Raw genomic sequence first — 22,526 nt, 5'->3', positions numbered from 1 at the left:
CATGCAGCGACGCAGCTTTATTGCCGGCATGTCCCTCTCGCTCTGTGCCGCGCCGGCGGCGCGCGCGGAGAGTTTCACCGCTTTTCTCGCCCGGCTGCGCGCGCGGGCGCTGGCCGCAGGCATTCCGGCGGGCATCGTGCATAGCACCACCGCGGGGCTGACGCCGAATGCCGATGTGCTGAAACACGACCAGCACCAGGCCGAATTCACCCTGACCTGGGCCGATTATTCGGCCCGCGTGCTCAGCGCCACGCGCATCGCGGGCGGCCAGGCCAAGCACGCCGCCGACGCCCCGCTGCTGGCGGCGGTGACGAGCCGCTTCGGCGTCTCGGCCGAGGCCCTGGTCGGCATCTGGGGCATCGAGACGGGCTATGGCAGCTTCCAGGGCAGCTTTCATGTCATCGACGCGCTGGCTACCCTGGCCTGGGACCGGCAGAGCAAATTCTTCGCCGGGCAGGCGATCGACGCGATGCGCATCGTCGCGCGCCGCGACGCGCCGGCGGGGCGGCTGCTCGGCTCCTATGCCGGGGCCATGGGCCAGCCGCAATTCATGCCCGGCGTGTATCTCTCCACCGCCGTCTCCTTCGCGGGCGATGGTGCGCCGGATATCTGGAACTCGGATGCCGACAGCCTCGCCTCGATCGGCAATTACCTGGCCAAGGCGGGGTGGCAAACGGGGCTGCCCTCCAGCGAATCGGTGTTGGTGCCGACGAGCATCGACCCCGCCCAGACCGGGCGGCAAGCGATGCGCACGCTGGATCACTGGCAGGCGCTTGGCGTGCAGCGCCTGCCCGGCGCCATGCCGCTGCCCGGCGCCACCCAGGCGGCGCTGCTGCTGCCCGACGGCCCTGGCGGCCAGGCCTTCCTGGTCTATGCCAATTTCTCCGTCATCCGCCGCTACAACCCTTCCGATTTCTACGCCCTCGCCGTCGGCGCGCTTGGGCGCATGGTGCTTACCGCATGATCAACCGCTTTGTCCTCGGCCTGTTCGCGATTCTCGCCAGCTGCACGCATGTCGCGCCGCCGCCGCCCGGCGGGGCCAAATTCACCGTGGGCCAGCCCTATCAGGCCGGCGGCGAGTGGCAATATCCGCAGGATTACAACGATTACGACGCCACCGGCCTCGCCACCGTGCTCTCCAATGCCGGCCCCTATACCGCCGATAATGAGAGCTACGACCCCAATGCGCTAGCCGCCGCCTCGCCGGTTTTGCAACTGCCCTGCATCGTCACCGTCACCAATTTGGTGAACGGGCTTTCGATGCAGGTGCGGGTGAATGACCGCGGCCCGATGCAGCCCGGCCGGGTGCTCGCCGTCACCCCGCGCGTGGCGCGGATGCTGGGCTTCCCCGCGGGTGGCATTGTCGAGGTCGAGGTCAAGCTGGACCAGACCAACAGCATGGCGCTGCAAAGCTCACTGGGCGCCGTGCCCAAGCTCACCGCCGCGCCGGTAGCGGGGATCACCGCGCAATCGCTCGGCGCGCCGGGGGGCGGGGCCAGCGGCGCGGTGCAGCAACTCAGCCCGAGCGGCGGCGGGGGCGAGCTGAATCAGGGCGTCACGCTTTCGGGCGCGATCACGAAGGTTCCACCCTCGCCGGGGCCGCTCTGGGTGCAAATCCCCGGCTTTGGCAGCGAGGATGACGCCTACCGCACCATGGCGAAACTACCCGCCATGCCCACACGCGTGGTGCCGGTCACGGGTGGCGACCGGCCGCTCTGGGCAGTGAATGCCGGGCCCTACCACACCGTGGCCGATGCCGACGCCGCCTTGCAGCAGATGCTCCAGGCCGGGATCACCGATCCGGAAATCATCGTCAGATGAGCCAATATCCCGGGTTTTTCGTGACGCTGGAGGGCGGGGAAGGAGCGGGCAAATCCACCGCCGCCGCCGCCCTGGCCGCGCTGCTGCGGGATGAAGGGCGTGAGGTTTTGGCCACGCGCGAGCCTGGCGGCACCAAGGGGGCCGAGGCGGTGCGGGCCCTGCTGCTGACCACCGACACGCCGCTGCACCCGCTGGCGCAGACCATGCTGCATTTCGCCGCCCGCGCCGACCATGTGGAGACCGTGCTGCGCCCCGCCCTGGCGCGCGGCGCCATCGTGATCTGCGACCGCTATTACGATTCCACCATGGCTTATCAGGCCTATGGCCAGGGCGTGCCGCGCGCCGCCGTGGAGCGGCTGATCGAGCTGATCGGCCTGCCGCCCGATCTCAGCTTCTTCCTCGAACTCCCCGCCGCCACCGCCGCCGCCCGGCTGACCGCCCGCGCCGGGGCGTCGGACCGCTATGAACAGATGGGCGAGGATTTCACCGCGCGGGTGATGGCGGGGTTCGACGACATCGCCGCGCGCGAGCCGCAACGCTGCGTGCGGGTGGACGCCACCTTGCCGCCCGAGGCCCTGGCGGCGCGGCTGCGCGCGCTCATCCGCGCGCGGGCTGGGCGCTGATGCCGCACGAGCCGCGCGCCAACGCCCTGCTGCGCGGGCATGAGGGGGCGGTGAACGCTCTCTACCACGCCGCCATCTCGGGCCGGCTGCATCATGGCTGGCTGCTCGCCGGGCCGCCGGGCATCGGCAAGGCGACGCTGGCCTACCGCTTCGCCCGCTGGCTGCTGGCCGGCGACGAAAACCCCGATCTGTTCCTGCCTGAGACCTCGCCGGTGTTCCGCCGTGTCGCCGCCGGCACGCATCCCGATTTGTTCACCGTCGAGCGCCGGATCAACGCCAAGACCGAGAAGCTGCAAAGCGAGATCGTCATCGCCACCATCCAGGAGGCCAGCGCCTTCATGCGCCTCACCCCGGCGGAGGGCGGCTGGCGCGTGGTGGTCATCGACGGCGCCGAGGACATGAACACCAACGCCGCCAACGCGCTGCTGAAACTGCTGGAAGAGCCGCCGCCGCGCGCGATCCTGCTGCTCACCACCTCGGCCCCGGGGCGGCTGCTACCCACCATCCGCAGCCGCTGCCGGCTGCTGCCTATGGCCCCGCTGGACGAAACCGAGATGCACGCGCTGCTCAAGGATTATGTGCCGGAACTGGATTTCGCCGCGCGCGAGCGCCTGGTGGAGCTGGCCGAGGGCAGCGTCGGCACCGCGCTCACCTTGGCGGCGGAGGGCGGCATCGCCCTGGCTGAACTGGTGGACGAAGCGCTCGCCGCCCCGGTGCCGGCCGCGCGCGCGCAGGCCATCGCCGATAACGTGGCCCGCACCGTGGACGGCGCGGACAAGTTCGAGACCTTTTTCTCCCTGCTGCGCGGGCGGCTGGCGGCGCGCACCCGCGCGGCCGCGCGGGCCGGGCAGGGGGGCAATCTTGCCGCCGAAGTCACGCTCTGGCAGGAATTCGGCAAATTGGAGCGCGAGGTGATCGGCCTCAACCTCGACAAACGCGCCGCGGTCGTCACGGCGCTCACGCAGTTGCACAGGTCATGAAAAAACAAAGCTATTACATCTCGACGCCGATCTATTACGTGAATGGCGCGCCGCATCTGGGCCATGCCTACACCTCCACCGCCGCCGACGCGCTGGCCCGCTGGAACCGGCTGGAGGGGCATAACGTGTTCTTCCTCACCGGCACCGACGAGCACGGCCAAAAGGTGGAAGCCGCCGCCCGCGCCGCCGGGATCGACCCGCAGGAGTTCACCGATCGCGTCTCCGCCGATTTTCAGGACATGGCGCGGGTGATGAACATCTCCAATGATGATTTCATCCGCACCACCGAGGCGCGCCACAAGAAATCCGCCCAGGCGCTGTGGGCCAAGCTGCAAGAGAGCGGCGCCATCTATCTCGGCAAATATGAGGGCTGGTACGCGGTGCGCGACGAAGCCTTCTACGACGAGGAGGAAACCACTGTGAAGCCGGACGGCACGCGCGTGGCGACCGCCTCCGGGGCCGAGGTGAAATGGGTGGTCGAGCCTAGTTATTTCTTTAAACTCAGTGCCTTTCAGGATAAACTTCTGGCCCATTACGAGGCCAACCCGGGCTTCATCGCGCCCCAGGCCAAGCGCAACGAGGTGGTCAGCTTCGTCAAATCCGGGCTGCGCGACCTCTCCATCTCCCGCACCTCGTTCTCCTGGGGCATTCCAGTGCCGGGCGATGAGCGGCATGTGATGTATGTCTGGCTGGACGCGCTGCAAAACTACCTCACCGCCTGCGGCTACCCGGAGATGACCGGCCCGCGCGCGCATTTCTGGCCCGCCAGCCTGCATCTGGTGGGCAAGGAGATCATCCGCTTCCACGCCGTGTATTGGCCGGCCTTTTTGATGGCGGCGGGCATGGACCTGCCCCAGCGCGTGTTCAGCCATGGCTGGTGGACGGTCGAGGGCGAGAAAATGTCCAAATCGCTGGGCAATTTCATCGATGTCCGCCCGCTGGTGGCCGAGTTCGGGCTGGATCAGGTGCGCTATTTCCTGCTGCGCGAGGTGCCCTTCGGCAATGACGGTGATTTCTCCCGCAAGGCCCTGATCGGGCGGATCAATGCCGACCTCGCCAACGGGCTCGGCAATCTGGCGCAGCGCACGCTTTCCTTCATCGCCAAAAACGCGGGCGGCGCGGTGCCGCCCAAGGGCGAGTTGCACGAGGCCGACCATGTGCTGCTGGCGCTCGCCGATGAACTGCCCGAAAAGGTGAGGGCGGCGATGGAGCGCATCGCCTTCCACGAGGCGCTGAACGAGATCTGGCGTGTGATCGCCGCCGCCGACGCCTATATCGACCACCAAGCCCCCTGGAGCCTGCGCAAGACCGACACGGCGCGCATGAACACGGTGCTTTACACGCTCTGCGCCGTGCTGCGCGTGCTGGGCGTGGTGCTGCAACCCTTCATGCCCGAGGCCATGGGCAAGCTGCTCGATTATCTGGCCGTGGGCGAAGACCGCAGCCTCGCGGCGCTGGACGCGCCACTGGCCGAGGGCACGCCGCTGCCCACGCCCTCCGGGCTGTTCCCGCGCGTGGTGGAGGCCGGCTGATGCTGGTCGATACGCATTGCCATCTCGATTATTTCAACAAGCCCGGCGAATGCGCCGAGGTGGTGGCGCGCGCCGTGGCGGCGGGGGTAGGGGAGATGGTGACGATCGGCGTCACCTTTGAACAATCCAAACAAGCCATTGACATTACAGAAAAATTTGATAATGTCTGGGCATGCGTGGGGGTTCATCCCAACCACGCGGCGGATGTGCTGCCCGTGACCACGCCCGAGGCGCTGGCCGCGCTGGCCCAGCACCCCAAGGTGATCGGCATCGGTGAATCCGGGCTGGATTATTTTTACGACAAAGCCCCCAAGGATATTCAGGCCGAGAATTTCCGCGCCAATATCCGCGCCGCCCAGCTCACGGGCCTGCCGCTCTGCATCCATGCGCGCGACGCCGATGACGATATTGCGCTGATCTTAAAGGAAGAACAGGCGCGGGGCGGGGCATTCGGCTTCCTGCTGCATTGTTTCTCCTCCACCCGCGCCCTGGCCGAGGCGGCGCTGGAGATGGGCGGCTATATCTCGTTTTCCGGCATCCTGACCTTTCCCAAGGCGCCGGAACTGCGCGAGATCGCCAGGGACGTGCCGCCCGAGCGCCTGCTGGTCGAGACCGACTCGCCCTATCTCGCCCCCGCGCCCTTCCGCGGCAAGCGCAACGAGCCTGCCTATACCGTGCATACGGCGGCGATGCTGGCCGAAATCAAGGGCTTGGCGCCGGATGCTCTGGCTGATCTCACCACGCGGAACTTCAAGACGCTGTTCCGGAAGGCGGCATGAAATTCATCCTGCTGGGCACGGGCGGCTCAGCCGGGTTGCCGCAAATTGGCGGGCCGGACGGGCGAGGCGATTGGGGCAAGACCGACCCTAACGAGCCGCGCAACGCCCGCACCCGCGCCAGCATCGTCATCCAAACCTCTGATAATAAAAATATTCTGGTCGATACCTCGCCGGATCTGCGGCTCCAGCTCACGCGCTGCGGCATCGGCCGGATCAACGCGTTGATCTACACCCATGCTCATGCCGACCACGTCGCGGGCATCGATGAGGTGCGCATCCTCAACCGCATCATGGGCGGGCCGATGCCCACCTACACCACCAAGCCGGTGCTGGCGGAGCTGAAGCAGCGCTTTGGCTATGTGTTCGCGCCGTACCGGGGCGGGTTTATCTCCCGCCCGATCCTGCGCCCGGAGATCATCAAGCCGAAGAAACCATTTGAGATTGCGGGAGAAATCATCCTGCCCCTCGACCAGGATCACGGCTATTCCCGCTCGCTCGGCTTGCGCCTAGGCCGCGCGGCCTATTGTACCGATGTAGTGCGCTTCAGCCCCGGCAATTTCGCCGCGCTGGAGGGGCTGGACCTGCTGGTGGTGGATTGCTTCACGCCCTCGCACGACCACCCGACCCATGCCGGGCTGCCGACTGTGCTCTCCTGGGTCGAGCGGCTGAGGCCACGGCGCACGGTGCTCACGCATCTCGGCCCGGAGATGGATTACGGCACGCTCCGCGCCACGCTGCCATCAGGTGTGGAGCCGGGCTATGACGGCATGGTGCTGGAGATTTAGCGCGCCCGGCGGTTGAGCGTGCCGGCGATGTCGAAGACCAGCATCAGCGCCCAGGGCTGCCCGGCCTCGCCAATGCGCAACGGGTGCAGGATGCGCGCCATCCCTTGCTCGTCCACCCATTCATGCCGCTGCCCGCCGGCCACCGCCTGTTTGGCCGGGCCGGGGAGGTCGTTCGCCATGTGGCCGATGCGCAGCGGGTCGGGGTGGGTGGCATACATCCCGCCATGCGAGAGCAGCACCAGATCGCCCGTGCCGAACGGTTTGTTGCCCGCGAGTTCGGCCTGCAAGCCATCCAGCGCGAAATCGGCCCCGAACACGCCCGCAAATCGCCCGCGCAGATTGAACGGCGACATCAGCGAGGTGATCCGCATGATCCGTCCCGCCACCGGGTAGTCATAGGGCTCCATCATCACGTCATTCCCGGCCCGGCGCGGCAATTCGTAATAATCATTCTGGCCGGGCGTGTCGTAGCCCTGCAGCGGCTCGCAGATGATCCGCCCGCTGCCACGGTTCCAATAGGGGATGTAGCGGCCCGTGGCGTCGGTGTATTCGGTGTTCGCGAATTCGGCGTCGCGCCCGTCAAAGGCGTTGGGCTCCACGCAGCAGGAGAGCGCGAGCAGCCCCGGATTATGCACCAGGAATTCCGCCATCACGGCGTCGAACCCCTCGCGGGTGAGGGCGCCGGGCACTTTGCTCTGCCCGAGCAGAGTGTGTTTTAGCGCTTGCAGCGTGGTGGCGATCTGCCGGAACCACGCCTCGACCCGCGCCGCCTCCAGCCCGGCGAGGCGGATGGCGCTCTGCATCAGCGCCTCGGCCTCCTCCTGCTCCACGCCCTGCACTGCGTCGGCGATCTCGCGTTTCACCTGGGGCAGGATGGCGTTGATATCGGCCGTGGCGCTGGCGGTGCGCTCGGCCAGGGTCCGTACCTCCGAAGCCACCACCGAAAAGCCGCGCCCGGCCTCGCCAGCCCGCGCGGCCTCGATGGTGGCGTTGAAGGAGAGCAGCTTGGTGTGTTTCGCGACATGGTTGATGACATCGGCGATCGCCGCGATTTCCTGAAACCGCCGCTCCAGCCCGGTGACCATGCTTTTCACGCGCTGCATCGTGCTCGCGGGCGCTGATGCACCAGGCACTGCATTATGGCGGCGGCCGCGATCAGGCGTCAGCACGAGCTCCACGGCAACACTCCATCTGTATAGCTCAAAAGCACTCGCAATATGCGGGTGGCCGTGTTTCCATCTGCTTAATGCGCGGCTACCGCCATTCTTACTTTCCATAATATTGATTCTGCGTTTTATGGCCGCCCTAAAAAATCCCGAATATTTTGGCGAACCTCGACAATCGCGCCGTTCCCCCTATTCTTGCGCCAAGGTCCGCCATGCGGGCAAAACCATAGCCGGGAGCGTCCGTGTGAAAAATCCGCATAGCCTGATCTTCCTTATTTTTCTCGCCGCGCTGGCGGCGCTGCCGCCGTTTTCCATCGACATGGCCTTGCCCGCCCTGCGCGAGATCGGGACCAGCCTGAACACCGCCCCCGGCATGACAGGCCTCACCCTCAGCCTGTTCATGGCCGGGTTCGCCACCACGCCGGTGGTTTATGGTCCGCTTTCCGACCGTTTCGGCCGCCGCCCGGTGCTGGCCGTGGCGTTGGCGCTGTTCACCCTGGGTAGCCTCGCCGCCTCCGCCGCCCCCTCCATCATGGGGCTGCTCACCGCGCGCTTTATCGAGGGCGCCGGCGCTGGTGGCGGCACAGCCCTCGCCTTCGCCCTGGTGCGCGATTGCTTCGAGGGCGCCGCCGGACGCGCCAAGCTTTCGCAGATACAAACCGTGATGGGCGTGGCCCCGATGATCGCGCCCAGCATCGGCGCGTTTCTGCTCATCGCCGGCTGGCGCAGCATTTACGCCACGCTGGCGCTGGGCGGGCTGGTGCTGCTGGCGGCCATCTGGCTGGGGCTGGAGGAGACGCATAAATCCCCCAACCGCCAGGGCAGCCTGTTCGGCCAGGTGCTGCATGGCTACGGGCTGCTGTTCAGCCACCGCGCGGCGCTGGGCTACGCGCTGGTGTTCGGCGTCAGCTTCGGGGTACAATTCTCCTTCATTTCCGGCTCGTCTTTGGTGTTCATCGGGCATTACGGGCTGTCGGCGCGGGTTTATGGGCTGGTCTTCGCCGCTGCCTCGGCGGGCATCATGCTCGGCGCGCTCAGCAACCCAATGCTCTCGCGCCTCGGCGTGGGGCATGGCGCGGCGCTCAGGGCCGGGCTGGGGCTGTATCTGGCCACGGGGCTGGGCATGGTGGCGCTGCTCGCCACCGGCACGGCTGGCGCCTGGAACCTGACCGCGCTGCTCGTGCTCAGCGCCTATGGCTACGGGCTCACCGCGCCCAACGCCTCGCACGGCACGATGCAGGCTTTGCCCGAGATCGCCGGCGTGGCCGCGGCGGTGCTCACCACGCTGCAAATGTCGGTGGCGGTGCTGGCCAGCGTCATCGTCGCCGCCAGCTTCACGCGATTCGGCGTGGCCGCCATGGTGGTGCCGATGCTCGGCTTCGGCCTGCTTACCAATGCGCTGTATTTCTTCCTGGTCCGCCCGGCGCACGCCCATGTCTGACGCCGCCGCCCCCGCCGCCACGCTCATCCTGTTCGACGAATCCGCCCCCGGCCCGGCCCGTCACCTGATGCTCCAGCGCACCGAGACGATGCGCTTCGCCGCCGGGGCGCTGGTGTTTCCGGGCGGGCGGGTGGAGGATGACGACCACGCCATCGCCGCCAGCGCCGCGCTCGCCCGCAACGCCCCGGCCGAGGCCGAAGATGGCGCGGCCCGCGTCGCCGCCATCCGCGAGACGCTGGAGGAGACCGGCATCGCCACCGCCATCCGCCCTGCCCCCAGCCCGGCGCAAATCGCCTCCTGGCGCGCGGCGCTGAAAACCGGGGCGGCGTTCAGCGCGCTGCTCGCCGAATCGGGCCGCGCGCTGGACCTCGGCTTGCTTACCCCGTTCAGCCGCTGGCGCCCCGGCCATGCGGTGAAGCGGCGCTTCGACACCCGCTTTTACGTGGCCCGGCGCGAGGGCGAGGCCGAGGCCGCGCATGACGAGGACGAAGCCGTGCATCTGCTTTGGCGCGGCGCGGCGGAATTTCTCGGCGGCGGCTACCCGCTGGTGTTCCCCACCCTGCGCAATCTGGAGCGCCTGGCCGCGCATCCCAGCCATGCCGCCACGCTGGCGCATCTCGCCGCCATTCCGGCCCGGCTCATCATCCCGGAAATCCGTGACATCGGCGGCGAGCCGCATCTCTGCATCCCCGAGGACGCGGGCTACCCCGTCACCCAGGCGCGCATGGCCGATCTTCGCCCGCTCTGATCGCGGGGCTTCCCCAGAGGCGGGTGAGTGTGATCTAAGCGGGCTTTAATGGCATCGCTGAAACATCTGCTCGGGATCGAGGGTCTCAACCCCGTCACCGCCACCTCGCTGCTCGATCTGGCTGAGAGCTACGTGCTCCTCAACCGGTCGGGCAAAACCCAGCGTGATCTGCTCCGCGGGCGTACCCTCATCAACCTGTTCTTCGAGGACTCCACGCGCACGCGGACCAGCTTCGAGCTGGCCGGGCGGCGCCTGGGGGCGGATGTGGTGAACATGTCCGTCGCCACCTCATCGGTCACCAAGGGCGAGACGCTGCTCGACACCGCCGCCACCCTCAACGCTATGAATTGCGACCTGCTGGTCGTGCGCCACAACCGCTCCGGCGCGCCGCATCTGCTGGCCGAGAAAGTGGGCGCCGCGGTGATCAACGCGGGCGACGGCACGCATGAGCACCCCACCCAGGCCTTGCTCGACGCGCTGACCATCCGCCGCAACAAGGGCCGCATCGCCGGCCTCACCGTGGCCATTTGCGGCGACATCGCGCATTCGCGCGTCGCCCGCTCCAACATCCTGCTGCTGACCATGATGGGCAATTTCGTCCGCCTGATCGGCCCGCCCACCCTCATCCCCGGCGGCATTGCCACCTCCGGCGTGAGCGTGTTCCACGACATGGAGGAAGGCCTGCAAGGCGCCGATATCGTGATGATGCTGCGCCTGCAGAAGGAGCGCATGACCGGCGGCATGGTGCCCTCGACGCGCGAATTCTTCGCCTATTACGGGCTGGACCGGCGCAAGCTCGGCTTCGCCAAGCCGGACGCGCTGGTGATGCACCCCGGCCCGATGAACCGCGGCGTCGAGATCGACAGCGCCATCGCCGACGACGCCGCGCGCTCGCGCATTCAAGAGCAGGTGGAAATGGGCGTCGCCGTGCGCATGGCGGTGCTCGACACCCTGGCGCGAGGATAACGCCATGAGCACATTATTCCGTAAAATCCGTTACTTGGACGAAGCCGCCCAAAATCTGATCGAGGGCGATCTGCTCGTCCAGGGCGGCGTGATCGCCGATTTCGGGCAGAATCTCGGCCGCCCGGATGGCGCCGCCATCGTCGAGGCCGAGGGCGCGGTGTTGGCGCCAGGGCTGGTTGATCTGCGCGCCTCGCTCGGCGAGCCGGGCTTTGAATACCGCGAGACCATCGCCAGCGCCGCCGAGGCCGCCGCCGCGGGCGGCATCACCAGCATCGCCGTGCTGCCGGATTCGGCCCCGCCGATCGACGATCCGGCGCTGCTGCATCTCATCATCTCGCGCGGGGTAGAGACCGGGTCCGTCTCACTGTTGCCCTACGCCGCCGCCACGCGCGGGCTGCGGGGCGAGGAGTTGGCCGAATACGGGCTGCTGAAAGCCGCCGGCGCGGTGGCGTTCACCGATGGCGGCAAGGCCATCGCCTCGTCGCGCATGATGCGCCTCGCCCTGGCCTACGCGGCCGGGTTCGGCATGCGCATCGTGCAACACCCCGAGGATGCGGAGCTGGCCCGTGGCGGCGCCGCCACCGCCGGCGCGCGGGCCACTTGGATGGGCCTGCCCGGCATCCCCGCCGCCGCCGAGGCGATCTGCGTGGCGCGCGACATCAGGCTGGCCAAACTCACCGGCGGCGCGGTACATTTCGCCCATGTCACCACCGGCGAGGCGCTGGACCTGATCCGCACGGCCAAGGACAAGGGGCTGAAGGTGACCTGCGACACCGCGCCCCCGTATTTCGACCTCAACGAGACCGCGATTGGCGATTACCGCACCTATTGCAAACTCTCGCCGCCGCTGCGGACCGAGACTGACCGCCTCGCCGTGATCGCCGCCCTGGCTGACGGCACGATCGACGCCATCGCCTCCGATCATCAACCCCGCGACCCCGACGATAAGCGCCTGCCCTTCGCCGATGCCGCCCCGGGCGGCGCCGGGCTGGCCACGCTGCTCGGCGTCACCCTGGCGCGGGTGCAGGAGGGGCAGCTCACCCTGCCCCAGGCCCTGGCGCTGCTCACCAAGCGTCCGGCCGCATGGCTGGGCATCGAGGCTGGGGTGATCGCGCGCGGCCGCCCGGCCGATCTCGTGCTGTTCCATCCCGAGCGCTCCTGGCAGGTGCAGGCCGGCGCGCTGCCTGGCAAGGCGCAGAACACGCCCTTCGATGGCCGCGCCCTGGAGGGCGTGGTGCTTGGCACCTGGAAATCCGGCAAGCGGGTGTATGGATGATCACCACTTATCTGCTGATCGCCGCCTTCGCCTATCTGCTCGGCTCCATCCCCTTTGGCTTGCTGCTCACCCGCGCCGCCGGGCTGGGCGATATCCGGGCCATCGGCTCGGGCAATATCGGCGCCACCAATGTGCTGCGCACCGGCAATAAGGCGCTGGCGACCACCACCCTGCTGCTCGACGCGCTGAAGGGCACGCTCGCCGTGGTTTGGGTCGGCGCTTATGGCCATCACGGCGTGTTCGTGGCCGGGCTGGCGGCGTTTCTGGGGCATCTCTTCCCGGTCTGGCTGGGTTTCAAGGGCGGCAAGGGCGTGGCCACCGGGCTTGGCGTGTTCTTCGGCCTGAGCTGGCCGCTCGGGCTGGTGTGCTGCGCCGCATGGCTGCTCACGGCCTTTACACTGCGTTATTCCTCGCTCTCCGCCCTGGTCGCCTATGCGGTGGCTCCGGTGGCCGCGTGGTTCGTCGCCGCGCCCAAAACCGCCCTGCTCGCCCTGCTCATCGCCGCGCTGGTGTATTGGACGCATCGCGGCAACATCGCCCGGCTGCTGGCGGGCACCGAGCCGCGCATCGGCCAGAAAAAGGCCGCTGGCTGAGGTGAGCGCCGCGCTGCAACGCCTGCGCCTGGTGCGCACCGAGAGCGTCGGCCCGGTTACGTATCGCCGCCTGCTGGCGCGCTTCCCCACGCCCGAGGAAGCGCTGGACGCCCTGCCCGCCCTGGCCCGCGCGGGCGGGCGCGCCACCGCGCCGCGCATCCCCAGCCTGGCCGAGGTGGAGCGCGAATATACCGCCCTCGCCAAGCTGGGCGGGCGCTTCCTGTTCCTCGATGAACCCGGCTACCCGGATTATCTCGCCCAACTGCCCGACGCCCCGCCCGCCATCGCCGTGCTGGGCGACGCCGCGCTGCTCAGCGCGCCCTCGGTCGGCATCGTGGGTGCGCGCAACGCCTCGGCCAATGGCATGCGCTTCGCCGAGCTGCTCGCCGCCGATCTCGCCCCGCGCCTGAGCATCGTCTCCGGTCTCGCCCGCGGTATCGATTCCGCGGCCCATGCCGGCGCCCTGCGCGCCGGGCGCACGGTGGCGGTCATCGCCGGGGGGTTGGATGCGCCCTACCCGCCTGAGAATGCGGCGCTGCAACAGCGCATCGCCGAGACCGGCGCGGTGGTGGCCGAGGCCCCGCTCGGCACGGCGCCGCAGGGGCGGCATTTTCCCAAGCGCAACCGCATCATCGCCGGGCTGGCGCTGGGGCTGGTGGTGATCGAGGCCGCCGCCCGCTCCGGCTCGCTGCTCACCGCGCGCCTCGCCAACGAGGCCGGGCGCGAACTGTTCGGCGTGCCCGGCTCGCCGCTCGACCCGCGCGCCAAGGGCGCCAACGACCTCATCCGCCAGGGCGCGCATCTGGTCGATTGCGCCGAGGACGTGTTCGCCAACCTGCCTGTCTACCCCGCCCCGCGCGGCGCCCCCCGCCTGCCCGGCTTCGCCGAGCCTGCCCCCCCGGCGCGCGACGAAGCTGCCAGCACCGACGAACTGACCCGCGCCCGGCGCGACGTGGCGCCCCTGATCGGGCTGGAACCCGTCAGTGTTGACGAGATCGCGCGGCGCTGCCAGTTGTCGAGCGCCGCGATCAACGCGGTCGTCATGGAATTAGAACTCGCCGGGCGGGTGGAAATGCTCCCCGGCAACCGGGTGGCACGGCTCGAAGAATTATGATTGGAACGGCCTTTGACTGATATCGTCGTTGTCGAATCTCCCGCCAAAGCCAAGACCATCAACAAATACCTGGGCGACGGCTACAGGGTTTTGGCCTCGTTCGGCCATGTGCGCGACCTGCCGCCCAAGGATGGCTCCGTCCGCCCGGACGAGGATTTCGCCATGGATTGGGAGGCCGATGACCGCGGCGCCAAGCAGATCGGCGAGATCGCCCGCGCCCTGAAGGGGGCGAAGACGCTCTATCTGGCCACCGACCCCGACCGCGAGGGCGAGGCCATCTCCTGGCATGTGCGCGCCATGCTGGAGGACAAGCACGCGCTCAAGGGCGTGACCGTCGAGCGCGTGACCTTCAACGAGATCACCAAGACCGCGATCAAGACCGCGATGGCGCATCCGCGCAAGCTGGATATGCCGCTGATCGAGGCTTATCTCGCCCGCCGGGCGCTGGATTACCTGGTCGGCTTCACCCTCTCGCCGGTGCTGTGGCGCAAGCTGCCCGGCTCACGCTCGGCCGGGCGCGTGCAATCGGTGGCGCTGCGCCTGGTGTGTGAGCGCGAAGCCGAGATCGAGGTGTTCAAGGCCCGCGAATATTGGACGGTGGAGGCGGTGCTGCTCACCCCCACCGGCGCCCCCTATCCCGCGCGGTTGACGCATTACCAGGGCAAGAAGCTCGACCAGTTCGACCTGGCCAGCGAGACCGCCGCCCGCGCCGCCGAGGCCGCGGTGCGCGCCGGGCGCTTCAGCGTCAGCGCCGTCGAGAAGAAGCGCACCAAGCGCAACCCGCCGCCGCCCTTTATCACCTCCACCCTGCAACAGGAGGCCAGCCGCAAGCTCGGTTTCTCGTCGCAGCAGACCATGCGTCTCGCCCAGCAGCTCTATGAGGGCGTGGACATGGGCGGCGATACGGTCGGCCTGATCACCTATATGCGAACCGATGGCGTGCAGCTGGCCAAGGAGGCCGTGCAGGCCATTCGCGAGCAGATCAAGGCGGAATTCGGCGACAATTACCTGCCTGCCGCGCCGCGCGAATATCAGAGCAAGGCCAAGAACGCGCAGGAGGCGCACGAGGCCATCCGCCCCACCGATATCTCGCTCACCCCGGCCAAGGTCGCGCGTATGCTCAGCCCTGACCAGGCGCGGCTCTACGAGCTGATCTATAAGCGCGCCCTCGCCTGCCAGATGGCCGCGGCCGAGCTCGACCAAACCGCTGTGGACCTCACCGACGGCGCCGGCCAGACCCTGCGCGCCACCGGCTCGGTGCTCGCCTTCGACGGCTTCCTGCGCCTCTACCACGAGGACACCGACGACGCCGCGCAGGATGACGACGACACCCGCATCCTGCCGCCCATCGCCAAGGGCGACCCGGCGAAGACCCGCGATGTCACCGCCAGCCAGCATTTCACCCAGCCGCCGCCGCGCTATTCCGAGGCCTCGCTGGTGAAGAAGATGGAGGAGCTGGGCATTGGCCGCCCCTCCACCTACGCCTCTATCCTGAGCGTGCTGCGCGACCGCAATTACGTGCGGCTGGAAAACCGCCGCTTCATCCCCGAGGATCGCGGCCGCCTCGTCACCGCCTTCCTCACCAGCTTCTTCGCCCGCTACGTCGATACCGGCTTCACCGCTAATCTGGAGGAGCAGCTCGACGAGATCGCCGAGGGCGACGCCAATTGGCGCCATGTGCTGCGCGCGTTCTGGGATGATTTTTCCGCCGCCATCGAGCAGACCAAGGGGCTGAAGATCTCCGACGTGATCGATGCGCTAGACGCCGATCTCGGCCCGCATTTCTTCCCCGCCCGCGAGGATGGCTCCGACCCGCGCGCCTGCCCCTCCTGCGGCGGCGGCCGGCTGGGGCTGAAGCTCGGGCGCTTCGGCAGCTTCATCGGCTGCTCGAATTATCCCACCTGCCAATATACCCGCAAACTCGCGGTGGATGGCGGCGACACCCCGGATGAAAGCCTGAAGGACGGGCTGCGCGTGCTCGGCCAAAACCCGGAAACCGGCGAGGACATCACGCTGCGCCGCGGCCCCTATGGGCTTTATGTGCAGCAGGGCGAGCCCGACCCCAACGACAAGAAGGCCAAGCCCAAGCGCGCCTCGCTGGCGCGGGGCATGGATGGCAACAACATCACGCTGGAGGACGCGCTCGGCCTGCTCTCACTGCCGCGCGTGGTTGGGCTGCACCCCGAGACCGGGCAGAAGATCGAGGCCAATATCGGCCGCTTCGGGCCCTATGTGAAAATGGGCGCGATCTTCGCCTCGCTCGACCGCGACGACAACGTGCTGCATCTCGGCCTCAACCGGGCGATGGACCTGATCGCCAAGAAGCAAGATTCGATCCGCACCGTCGGCGCGCATCCCAAGGATGGCGAGCCGGTGCTGGTGCGCAAGGGCCGTTTCGGCCCCTATGCGCAATGGGGCAACACTGTGGCCAACCTGCCGCGCGGGCAGGAGATGACCGAGGTGACGCTGGACGAGGCCGTCGCCCTGCTGGCCGAAAAGGGCAAGACCCTGGCGCCCAAGGGCAAGAAGAGCGCGGCGGGCAAAAAAGCCGGCGCCAAAACGGCCCCGGCCAAAAAAACCGAGGCCAAGACAGCGCCCGCCAAAAAAGCCCCGGCTAAAAAGGCGGCGGCAAAGAAGCCCGCCGCCAAAGCCAAGAAAGCCGCGACGGCAGCCTGATCAGGCGGCTTTCGCGTTCTTCTCCTCGGCCGAGTCTTCAACCACGATCTTGGTGCGCCGCTCCGCCGGCTTGGCGGCGGCCTCGCCCTTGGCTGGGGCGGCCTCGGCCTCGCTCAACATTTTCCCGGCCTCGGTGAAGCTGGTCCGCAACTCATCATTCACCTCGCGGATCACGCTCATCAGACGTTCCATGTCATCGGCCATGTGCTTGCTCGCATGGCCCGGCTCCGGCCAACCGCCATTGAGCAAGCCAAACCCGCTAACCATGCATTCCTGCCCGAAGCGCAGTTCCAACCGCGCCGCGGCGGCCATGCCCTGCATCAGCCGCTCCTGCGCGCGCAACACGCGCAACGTGCGCTGGCGCCAGTCATCCATCACGCCAGCCGGGTTAAACGCCGCCATTTGCTGCTCGAAGCCACGCGCCGTCTTGCTATGAGTTCCGTACATGCCACGTTCCTTCGTTAGGGAGAGCGAGACTATAGCCACGGCCCCGCGCGGCCGGGGTTAACAATGCATATCTATAGCAAAGCTTAATCTGGCGGTTATGTTGCCCGCGCGACAGGGGCAAAGGTAACAAACAATTTAGGCATAGCGGCGCCCGGCGGAATATGCTTTTGCGAGGCCATGACCGCAGCCCCCCTGCATTTCCGCGATGAACGCCTGATGCTCGACCCGTCGGGCGCCGGGTTTCTGCCGAAAAAGCGTGTTCTCATCCTCGCCGATCCGCAATTCGGCGCGCCCTTGCCGCTGGCGCACGACGCCCGTGCCGCCATCGAGCAGCTGAACCGGCTGCTGCGGCTCTATCGCCCCGCCAAGCTCATCCTGCTGGGGCGCAACGGAGCGGAGCTGGCAGCCCAGCGCCTCAGCCGCGAGGATCGAGCCCGCCTCGACGCGATGGCCCGCGAGGCGGCGTTCATCTGGGTCTCGGCGCAAAACAGCGAACCCGGCGGCGCCCTGCCCGGCACCTGCACGGCGCAGCACCGCGAGGGGGCGTTCATCTTCCGCCACGAGCCCGCCACCCGCCTCGCCCCGCGCGAGATCGAGATCTCCGGCCTGCTACGCCCCCGCGCGAGCATCGATTTGCGCGGCAAGCGCCTCGCCCGCCCCTGTTTCGTGGCTGATGCGCAACGCCTGCTCCTGCCCGCCTTTGGCGACCCCGCTGGCGGCATGGACGTGCGCGAACCGGCCATTTCCCGGCTGTTCCCGCGCGGGTTGCGCGTGTTCCTGCTCGGGCAGGAGCAACTCTTCTCCTTCGCCCTGGAGCAGCTCGGGCGGCTGGCCGACGTGGCATGAGCGCGAGCCTCGTCTGGTTCCGCAACGACCTGCGGCTCGCTGATAATCCCGCCCTGCACGCGGCCTGCGCCACGGGCGGCAAGGTGGCCCTACTCTATATCCTCGACGAACGCGCCGGGGCGGCCAGCCGCTGGTGGCTGCATCACTCGCTGGCGGCGCTGGGGGCCGACATCGTGGCGCGCGGCGGCACGCTGCTGCTGCGCCGGGGCGACCCGGCGCGCATCATCCCCGCTCTGGCCGCCGAACTCGGCGTCAGCGCCGTGCATGCCGCCCGCGCGCATGAGCCCTTTTGGCGCGAGACCGACCGCGCGCTCGACGCCGCGCTGAAGCCGCTGAATATCGGCCTGCACCGGCATCTCTCCACCGCGCTCTTCGCGCCGGAGCGCATCACCACCAAGGCGGGCGGGCTGTTCGGGGTCTATACGCCCTTCTCCAAGGCCTGCTTCGCCGCCGGGGTGCCAGAGATGCTGCTGCCCGCGCCCAAGGTGATCCATGGCCTCGAAGTAGCCTCGGACCGGCTGGAGGACTGGGCGCTGTTGCCCGCCAAGCCCGATTGGGCGGGCGGGATGCGCGCCGAGTGGACACCCGGCGAGGCTGGCGCGCTGGCGCGGCTGGAGACCTTCCTGGCCGGGCCGGTGCAGCTTTATGCCGAGGCCCGGAACCTGCCCGCCCAGCCCGGTACCGCCAAGCTCTCCCCGCATGTGCATTTCGGCGAGATCTCGCCGCGTCTCGTCTGGCACCGCGCCGCCGCCAGCGGCCAAGGCCAAGGCGTGCAGACCTTCCTCAAGGAACTGCTCTGGCGCGAATTCTCGCTGCACCTGCTCTGGCAACACCCCGAAATCCGCCGCAGCCCCATCCGCCCGGAATTCGTCCGCTTCCCCTGGGCTGACAACGCGGCGGCCCTGCGCGCCTGGCAGCGCGGGCGCACCGGCATCCCCATCGTCGATGCGGGCATGCGCGAGCTCTGGCAGACCGGCTGGATGCATAACCGCGTGCGGATGATCTGCGCCTCCTTCCTGGTGAAACACCTGCTCATCCCCTGGCAGGCGGGCGAAGCTTGGTTCTGGGACACGCTGGTCGATGCCGACGAAGCCGCCAACGGCGCCTCCTGGCAATGGGTGGCGGGCTGCGGGGCCGATGCCGCGCCTTATTTCCGTATCTTCAACCCGGTGCTGCAGGGCCTGAAATTCGACCCCGAGGGCGCCTATGTCCGCCGCTTCGTGCCGGAACTGGCAAAGCTCCCCGCCGCCTGCATTCACACGCCGTGGGAGACCGACCCGGCGATCCTGGCCCATGCCGGGGTAAAGCTGGGCGGCAACTACCCCCGCCCGGTCATCGACCTCGCCACGGGACGTGAGCGCGCGCTCGCCGCGTATCAGACATTGAAGGACGCTTAAGGCAAGGTTATTGCCGTTTCATCCTGGCGCAATCTTGCCAATTCGTCCGGGGCCGACCATGTAACAGTTGTAATGTTGTTAAGGTCAGCAATTTCAGGCGGCTGCGCATGATTCCCCCAGGCGCGAGGCTGCGCGTTGTCGGTGATGTCCACGGTGATTCCCGGGCCTTCGCCGCCGCCGCCGAGACCGACCGTTTCGTCATCCAGCTTGGCGATCTGGTCGATGACGGGCCGGACACGCCCGGCGCGCTGCATATCATGTTCCGGCTGCTGGAGGAAAAGCGCGGCCTGTTCATCCTAGGCAATCACGATTTCAAACTCGCCCGCGCCCTGCGCGGCGACAATGTGCGCGGCGCCCCGCTGGCCCGAACCCTGGTTGAACTTCCCCTCCATCTGCGCGAGCGCACGCGCGAGACGATTATGGCCGCGCCAGCCTGGGCGCAGATTGGCGAGATGTTTTTCGTGCATGGCGCGTTTCATCCGGGCATGCTGGTCGAGGCGCCGCCGCCCTTTCCCCCCGGCCGCGCCGGGCCGCTGCTCTCTCGCGCGCTCTATGGCCAGACCAGCGGCCGCGTCACCGGCTCCGGCAAGCCCGAGCGGCTGCTGCGCTGGGTCGAGGATATTCCCGCCGGGCTGACCGTGTATGCCGGGCATGACCAGCGCAGCACCGATGGCCGCCCGTATGTCCGCACCGCCCGCAGCGGCGGCACCGCGGTGTTTCTCGACACCGGCGCCGGCAAGGGCGGACATCTCTCCTGGGTGGATATCGACCCGTTATAGAAACGGGTTGCTGCGCCGCTCTTCGCCAATGGTCGAGCTCGGCCCGTGCCCGCAGGTAAACTGGTAATCATCGGGCAGGCTGAGCAGCTTGGCGCGGATGCTCGCGATCAACTGCTCATGGTTGCCATAGGCGCCAAGATCGGTGCGCCCGATTGAGCCGCGGAACAGCACATCGCCAACGATGCAGAATTTATGCGCGTGGTTGATGAACACCACATGGCCGGGCGTATGGCCGGGGCAATGCCGCACTTCAAATTCAGCGCCGCCGAGGGTGATAATGTCGCCCTCCTTCACCCAGGCGGTGGGCGTGCAGTTGCGCGCGACGAGGCCGAAGCGCTTGGCCGCGCTCTCCATGTCTTCGAGCAGGAATTTATCGGCGATATCAGGCCCGGTCACCGCCACGCCCGTCGCCTCGGAAAGCGCGGCCGCGCCTCCGGCATGGTCCATATGGCCATGGGTGATGTAGATGCCGGTGAGCGTGATGCCCGCCTTGTTCAGCAGGTCCAGCAGGTCCGGCACATCGCCGCCCGGGTCCACGATGCTGCCCTGCATGGTCGCGTCATCCCACAGGATGGTGCAATTCTGCTGAAACGCGGTGACGGGAACGATGCCGATCTTCAGCGACACCTCACGCCCTCCGCAGATCGGGCGGCGTCGCCTCGGCCTTGAGCTGGGCGATGGCGTCTTCCAGGGGCAAAATCTCCTGCGCCGCGCCGCCCAGCCGCCGCAGGGCGACCTTGCGCTCCTCGGCCTCCTTGCGCCCCACCACCAGGATGTTCGGTACGTGATGCAGCGAATGCTCGCGGATCTTGGCCTGAATCTTCTGGTTGCTCACATCCAGTTCCGCCGCCAACCCGGCCTTGTTCAGCGCCGCCGCCACCTCGGCCGCGTAGTCATCGGCGTCCGACACGATGGTCGCCACCACCGCCTGGGTCGGCGCCAGCCAGAGCGGGAAGCGCCCGGCATATTGCTCGATCAGGATGCCCAGGAAGCGCTCGAAGCTGCCGATGATCGCGCGGTGCAGCATCACCGGGCGGGCGCGCCCGCTCTCCGAGGTCACATATTCCGCGTCCAGCCGCTCGGGCAGCACGAAATCCACCTGGATGGTGCCGCATTGCCAGTCGCGCCCGATGGCGTCGCGCAGCACGAATTCCAGCTTCGGCCCGTAAAACGCGCCCTCGCCGGGGTTGAGCGTATAAGCCACGCCCGCCTTGGCGCAGGCATCCTTCAGCGCGCCCTCGGCGCGGTCCCACACCTCGTCGGCGCCGGCGCGCACCTCGGGCCGGTCGGAGAATTTCACGGTGAAGCTCTCGAAGCCGAAATCCTTGTACACGCTCTCCAGTAGCTCGACGAACTTCACCGTCTCATCAGCGATCTGGTCCTCGGTGCAGAAGATATGCGCGTCATCCTGCGTGAAGGCGCGCACGCGCATGATGCCGTGCAGCGCGCCCGAGGGCTCATAGCGGTGGCAGGAGCCGAACTCCGCCATGCGTAACGGCAGCTGGCGGTAAGAGCGCAGCCCCTGCTTGAAGATCTGCACATGGCAGGGGCAGTTCATCGGCTTCAGCGCCAGCATGGTGTCTTCTTCCACCACCTCGGCGATGAACATGTTCTTGCGATATTTGTCCCAATGGCCGGACATCTCCCACAGCTTGCGGTCCACCAGCTGCGGCGTGCGCACTTCCTCATAGCCGGATTGCTCCAGGCGGCGGCGGATATAGGCCTCCACCGTGCGGTAGAGCTTCCAACCCTTCTGGTGCCAGAAGATGCTGCCCACCGCCTCTTCCTGGATGTGGAACAGGTCCATCTCGCGGCCGATCTTGCGGTGGTCGCGGCGCTCGGCCTCCTCCAGCTGGTGCAGATAGGCATCCAGCTCCTTCTGGTCGCGCCAGGCGGTACCATAGATACGGCTCAGCATCGGGTTTTTGGCGTCACCGCGCCAATAGGCGCCCGCGACCTTCATCAGCTTGAAGGCGGTACCGATATCGGCGGTGGAGCGCAGATGCGGCCCGCGGCAGAGATCGAGCCACTCGCCCTGGCGGTAGATGGTGATCGTCTCGCTCTCCCGCAGGTCGCGGATCAGCTCGGCCTTGAAGCGCTCACCCTTGGCGGCGAAGAAATCAATCGCCGCGTCGCGGCTCCACACTTCACGCACGAATTTCTCGTTGCGCGCCACGATCTCGCGCATCTTCGCCTCGATGGCAGGCAGATCCTCGGGCTTGAACGGCTCATTGCGGTAGAAATCGTAGTAGAACCCGTTCTCGATGGCGGGGCCGATCGTCACCTGCGTGCCGGGATAAAGCTCCTGCACCGCCTCGGCCATGATATGCGCCGCGTCGTGGCGGATCAGCTCCAGCGCCGCCTCATCCTTGCGGGTGATGAACTTCACCGCGGAATCCTCGGTGATCTCGCGCGCCATGTCCATGTCCACGCCATTCACCACCATGACGAGCGCGGCGCGGGCCAGCCCCGGCCCGATCGCCTCGGCGATGGTAGTGCCCGTCACCGCGCCATCGAAGGAGCGAACGGAACCATCGGGCAGTGTGATTACAGGCAT

The 22,526-nt window shown here is 67.7% G+C and carries 21 protein-coding genes; 17 read left to right on the top strand and 4 right to left on the bottom strand.

Translation table 11 applies throughout. The annotated features are described in order from the left end of the window. Position 1 precedes the first annotated feature (1 nt). From LI953_RS00670 to LI953_RS00640, 7 genes are read left to right on the top strand one after another with little or no spacing between them, the layout of a single operon-like run. Positions 2-964, top strand: a complete 963-nt coding sequence (locus tag LI953_RS00670; protein ID WP_227074040.1) for a lytic transglycosylase domain-containing protein — start codon at positions 2-4, stop codon at positions 962-964. After that, positions 961-1,821, top strand: coding sequence for an RlpA-like double-psi beta-barrel domain-containing protein (locus tag LI953_RS00665; RefSeq protein WP_227074039.1), 861 nt, complete (start codon positions 961-963; stop codon positions 1,819-1,821). The genes LI953_RS00670 and LI953_RS00665 overlap by 4 nt, the downstream gene beginning before the upstream one ends. Then, positions 1,818-2,444: a dTMP kinase gene (gene tmk, locus LI953_RS00660; RefSeq protein ID WP_227074038.1), complete on the top strand. Its 627-nt coding sequence runs from the start codon at positions 1,818-1,820 to the stop codon at positions 2,442-2,444. Before LI953_RS00665 ends, tmk begins: the two co-directional genes overlap by 4 nt. Continuing rightward, positions 2,444-3,424, top strand: a complete 981-nt coding sequence (locus tag LI953_RS00655; RefSeq protein WP_227074037.1) for a DNA polymerase III subunit delta' — start codon at positions 2,444-2,446, stop codon at positions 3,422-3,424. Before tmk ends, LI953_RS00655 begins: the two co-directional genes overlap by 1 nt. Next, complete coding sequence (gene metG, locus LI953_RS00650) at positions 3,421-4,956, top strand: methionine--tRNA ligase (RefSeq protein ID WP_227074036.1); 1,536 nt, start codon at positions 3,421-3,423, stop codon at positions 4,954-4,956. The genes LI953_RS00655 and metG overlap by 4 nt, the downstream gene beginning before the upstream one ends. Next, positions 4,956-5,735 (top strand): TatD family hydrolase, encoded by a 780-nt coding sequence (locus LI953_RS00645; RefSeq protein ID WP_227074035.1) that lies wholly within the window; start codon positions 4,956-4,958, stop codon positions 5,733-5,735. Before metG ends, LI953_RS00645 begins: the two co-directional genes overlap by 1 nt. After that, positions 5,732-6,520 carry an MBL fold metallo-hydrolase gene (locus LI953_RS00640; protein ID WP_227074034.1) on the top strand — a complete coding sequence of 263 codons (789 nt, stop codon included), beginning with the start codon at positions 5,732-5,734 and terminating at the stop codon, positions 6,518-6,520. Before LI953_RS00645 ends, LI953_RS00640 begins: the two co-directional genes overlap by 4 nt. On the opposite strand, the gene LI953_RS00635 is transcribed toward LI953_RS00640, so the two are convergent. Then, positions 6,517-7,623, bottom strand: a complete 1,107-nt coding sequence (locus LI953_RS00635) for a methyl-accepting chemotaxis protein (protein WP_370635722.1) — start codon at positions 7,621-7,623, stop codon at positions 6,517-6,519. The two genes, LI953_RS00640 and LI953_RS00635, sit on opposite strands and share 4 nt — an antisense overlap. A 307-nt stretch (positions 7,624-7,930) precedes the next feature. Between LI953_RS00635 and LI953_RS00630 the strand changes: the two genes are divergently transcribed. Genes LI953_RS00630 through topA form a run of 7 tightly spaced genes read left to right on the top strand, consistent with a single transcriptional unit; the run spans position 7,931 to position 16,500 of the window. After that, positions 7,931-9,127, top strand: a complete 1,197-nt coding sequence (locus LI953_RS00630) for a multidrug effflux MFS transporter (RefSeq protein ID WP_227074032.1) — start codon at positions 7,931-7,933, stop codon at positions 9,125-9,127. Further along, on the top strand, positions 9,120-9,875 hold the full coding sequence (locus LI953_RS00625) for an NUDIX domain-containing protein (RefSeq protein WP_227074031.1): 756 nt from the start codon (positions 9,120-9,122) through the stop codon (positions 9,873-9,875). Before LI953_RS00630 ends, LI953_RS00625 begins: the two co-directional genes overlap by 8 nt. 48 nt (positions 9,876-9,923) lie before the next feature. Beyond that, positions 9,924-10,841 (top strand): aspartate carbamoyltransferase catalytic subunit, encoded by a 918-nt coding sequence (locus LI953_RS00620; protein WP_227074030.1) that lies wholly within the window; start codon positions 9,924-9,926, stop codon positions 10,839-10,841. A 4-nt stretch (positions 10,842-10,845) separates the two neighbouring features. Beyond that, positions 10,846-12,117: a dihydroorotase family protein gene (locus LI953_RS00615; RefSeq protein ID WP_227074029.1), complete on the top strand. Its 1,272-nt coding sequence runs from the start codon at positions 10,846-10,848 to the stop codon at positions 12,115-12,117. Next, the gene (plsY, locus tag LI953_RS00610) at positions 12,114-12,710 is read left to right on the top strand and encodes a glycerol-3-phosphate 1-O-acyltransferase PlsY (protein ID WP_227074028.1); all 597 of its coding nucleotides are present in this window, start codon (positions 12,114-12,116) and stop codon (positions 12,708-12,710) included. Before LI953_RS00615 ends, plsY begins: the two co-directional genes overlap by 4 nt. Before the next feature lies 1 nt (position 12,711). Next, the gene (gene dprA, locus LI953_RS00605) at positions 12,712-13,824 is read left to right on the top strand and encodes a DNA-processing protein DprA (protein ID WP_370635721.1); all 1,113 of its coding nucleotides are present in this window, start codon (positions 12,712-12,714) and stop codon (positions 13,822-13,824) included. Between the two features lie 12 nt (positions 13,825-13,836). Then, the gene (topA, locus tag LI953_RS00600; RefSeq protein ID WP_227074027.1) at positions 13,837-16,500 is read left to right on the top strand and encodes a type I DNA topoisomerase; all 2,664 of its coding nucleotides are present in this window, start codon (positions 13,837-13,839) and stop codon (positions 16,498-16,500) included. Here topA and LI953_RS00595 read toward each other — a convergent pair whose 3' ends face one another. Next, positions 16,501-16,947: a hypothetical protein gene (locus LI953_RS00595; protein WP_227074026.1), complete on the bottom strand. Its 447-nt coding sequence runs from the start codon at positions 16,945-16,947 to the stop codon at positions 16,501-16,503. A 177-nt stretch (positions 16,948-17,124) separates the two neighbouring features. Here LI953_RS00595 and LI953_RS00590 point away from each other — a divergent pair, with 177 nt between their 5' ends. The 3 genes from LI953_RS00590 (at position 17,125) to LI953_RS00580 (ending at position 19,969) form a co-directional block, all read left to right on the top strand. Then, the gene (locus LI953_RS00590) at positions 17,125-17,793 is read left to right on the top strand and encodes a phosphoesterase (protein WP_227074025.1); all 669 of its coding nucleotides are present in this window, start codon (positions 17,125-17,127) and stop codon (positions 17,791-17,793) included. Then, a complete protein-coding gene (locus LI953_RS00585) occupies positions 17,790-19,190 on the top strand; it encodes a deoxyribodipyrimidine photo-lyase (protein ID WP_227074024.1) in 1,401 nt (466 codons plus the stop codon). Before LI953_RS00590 ends, LI953_RS00585 begins: the two co-directional genes overlap by 4 nt. A 107-nt stretch (positions 19,191-19,297) precedes the next feature. Next, complete coding sequence (locus LI953_RS00580; protein WP_227074023.1) at positions 19,298-19,969, top strand: metallophosphoesterase; 672 nt, start codon at positions 19,298-19,300, stop codon at positions 19,967-19,969. Here LI953_RS00580 and LI953_RS00575 read toward each other — a convergent pair. Continuing rightward, complete coding sequence (locus LI953_RS00575; protein WP_227074022.1) at positions 19,964-20,596, bottom strand: MBL fold metallo-hydrolase; 633 nt, start codon at positions 20,594-20,596, stop codon at positions 19,964-19,966. The two genes, LI953_RS00580 and LI953_RS00575, sit on opposite strands and share 6 nt — an antisense overlap. Before the next feature lies 1 nt (position 20,597). Further along, a complete protein-coding gene (thrS, locus tag LI953_RS00570) occupies positions 20,598-22,526 on the bottom strand; it encodes a threonine--tRNA ligase (protein WP_227074021.1) in 1,929 nt (642 codons plus the stop codon).

This window comes from Acidocella sp. KAb 2-4 (genome assembly GCF_020567705.1).
Lineage (GTDB): Bacteria > Pseudomonadota > Alphaproteobacteria > Acetobacterales > Acetobacteraceae > Acidocella.
The sequence above is the reverse complement of the archived record's forward strand: the minus strand, read 5'-3'. Positions and strand labels throughout refer to the sequence as shown.

Bases quoted from the DNA above. Each gene is read 5' to 3' on its own strand.
- LI953_RS00640 (WP_227074034.1), top strand. From the start codon at position 5,732: ATGAAATTCATCCTGCTGGGCACGGGCGGCTCAGCCGGGTTGCCGCAA.
- LI953_RS00670 (WP_227074040.1), top strand. From the start codon at position 2: ATGCAGCGACGCAGCTTTATTGCCGGCATGTCCCTCTCGCTCTGTGCC.
- tmk (WP_227074038.1), top strand. From the start codon at position 1,818: ATGAGCCAATATCCCGGGTTTTTCGTGACGCTGGAGGGCGGGGAAGGA.
- LI953_RS00655 (WP_227074037.1), top strand. From the start codon at position 2,444: ATGCCGCACGAGCCGCGCGCCAACGCCCTGCTGCGCGGGCATGAGGGG.
- thrS (WP_227074021.1), bottom strand. From the start codon at position 22,526: ATGCCTGTAATCACACTGCCCGATGGTTCCGTTCGCTCCTTCGATGGC.
- LI953_RS00585 (WP_227074024.1), top strand. From the start codon at position 17,790: ATGAGCGCGAGCCTCGTCTGGTTCCGCAACGACCTGCGGCTCGCTGAT.
- metG (WP_227074036.1), top strand. From the start codon at position 3,421: ATGAAAAAACAAAGCTATTACATCTCGACGCCGATCTATTACGTGAAT.
- LI953_RS00580 (WP_227074023.1), top strand. From the start codon at position 19,298: ATGATTCCCCCAGGCGCGAGGCTGCGCGTTGTCGGTGATGTCCACGGT.
- LI953_RS00625 (WP_227074031.1), top strand. From the start codon at position 9,120: ATGTCTGACGCCGCCGCCCCCGCCGCCACGCTCATCCTGTTCGACGAA.
- LI953_RS00590 (WP_227074025.1), top strand. From the start codon at position 17,125: ATGACCGCAGCCCCCCTGCATTTCCGCGATGAACGCCTGATGCTCGAC.
- LI953_RS00595 (WP_227074026.1), bottom strand. From the start codon at position 16,947: ATGTACGGAACTCATAGCAAGACGGCGCGTGGCTTCGAGCAGCAAATG.
- LI953_RS00615 (WP_227074029.1), top strand. From the start codon at position 10,846: ATGAGCACATTATTCCGTAAAATCCGTTACTTGGACGAAGCCGCCCAA.
- LI953_RS00620 (WP_227074030.1), top strand. From the start codon at position 9,924: ATGGCATCGCTGAAACATCTGCTCGGGATCGAGGGTCTCAACCCCGTC.
- LI953_RS00665 (WP_227074039.1), top strand. From the start codon at position 961: ATGATCAACCGCTTTGTCCTCGGCCTGTTCGCGATTCTCGCCAGCTGC.
- LI953_RS00645 (WP_227074035.1), top strand. From the start codon at position 4,956: ATGCTGGTCGATACGCATTGCCATCTCGATTATTTCAACAAGCCCGGC.
- plsY (WP_227074028.1), top strand. From the start codon at position 12,114: ATGATCACCACTTATCTGCTGATCGCCGCCTTCGCCTATCTGCTCGGC.
- LI953_RS00635 (WP_370635722.1), bottom strand. From the start codon at position 7,623: ATGCAGCGCGTGAAAAGCATGGTCACCGGGCTGGAGCGGCGGTTTCAG.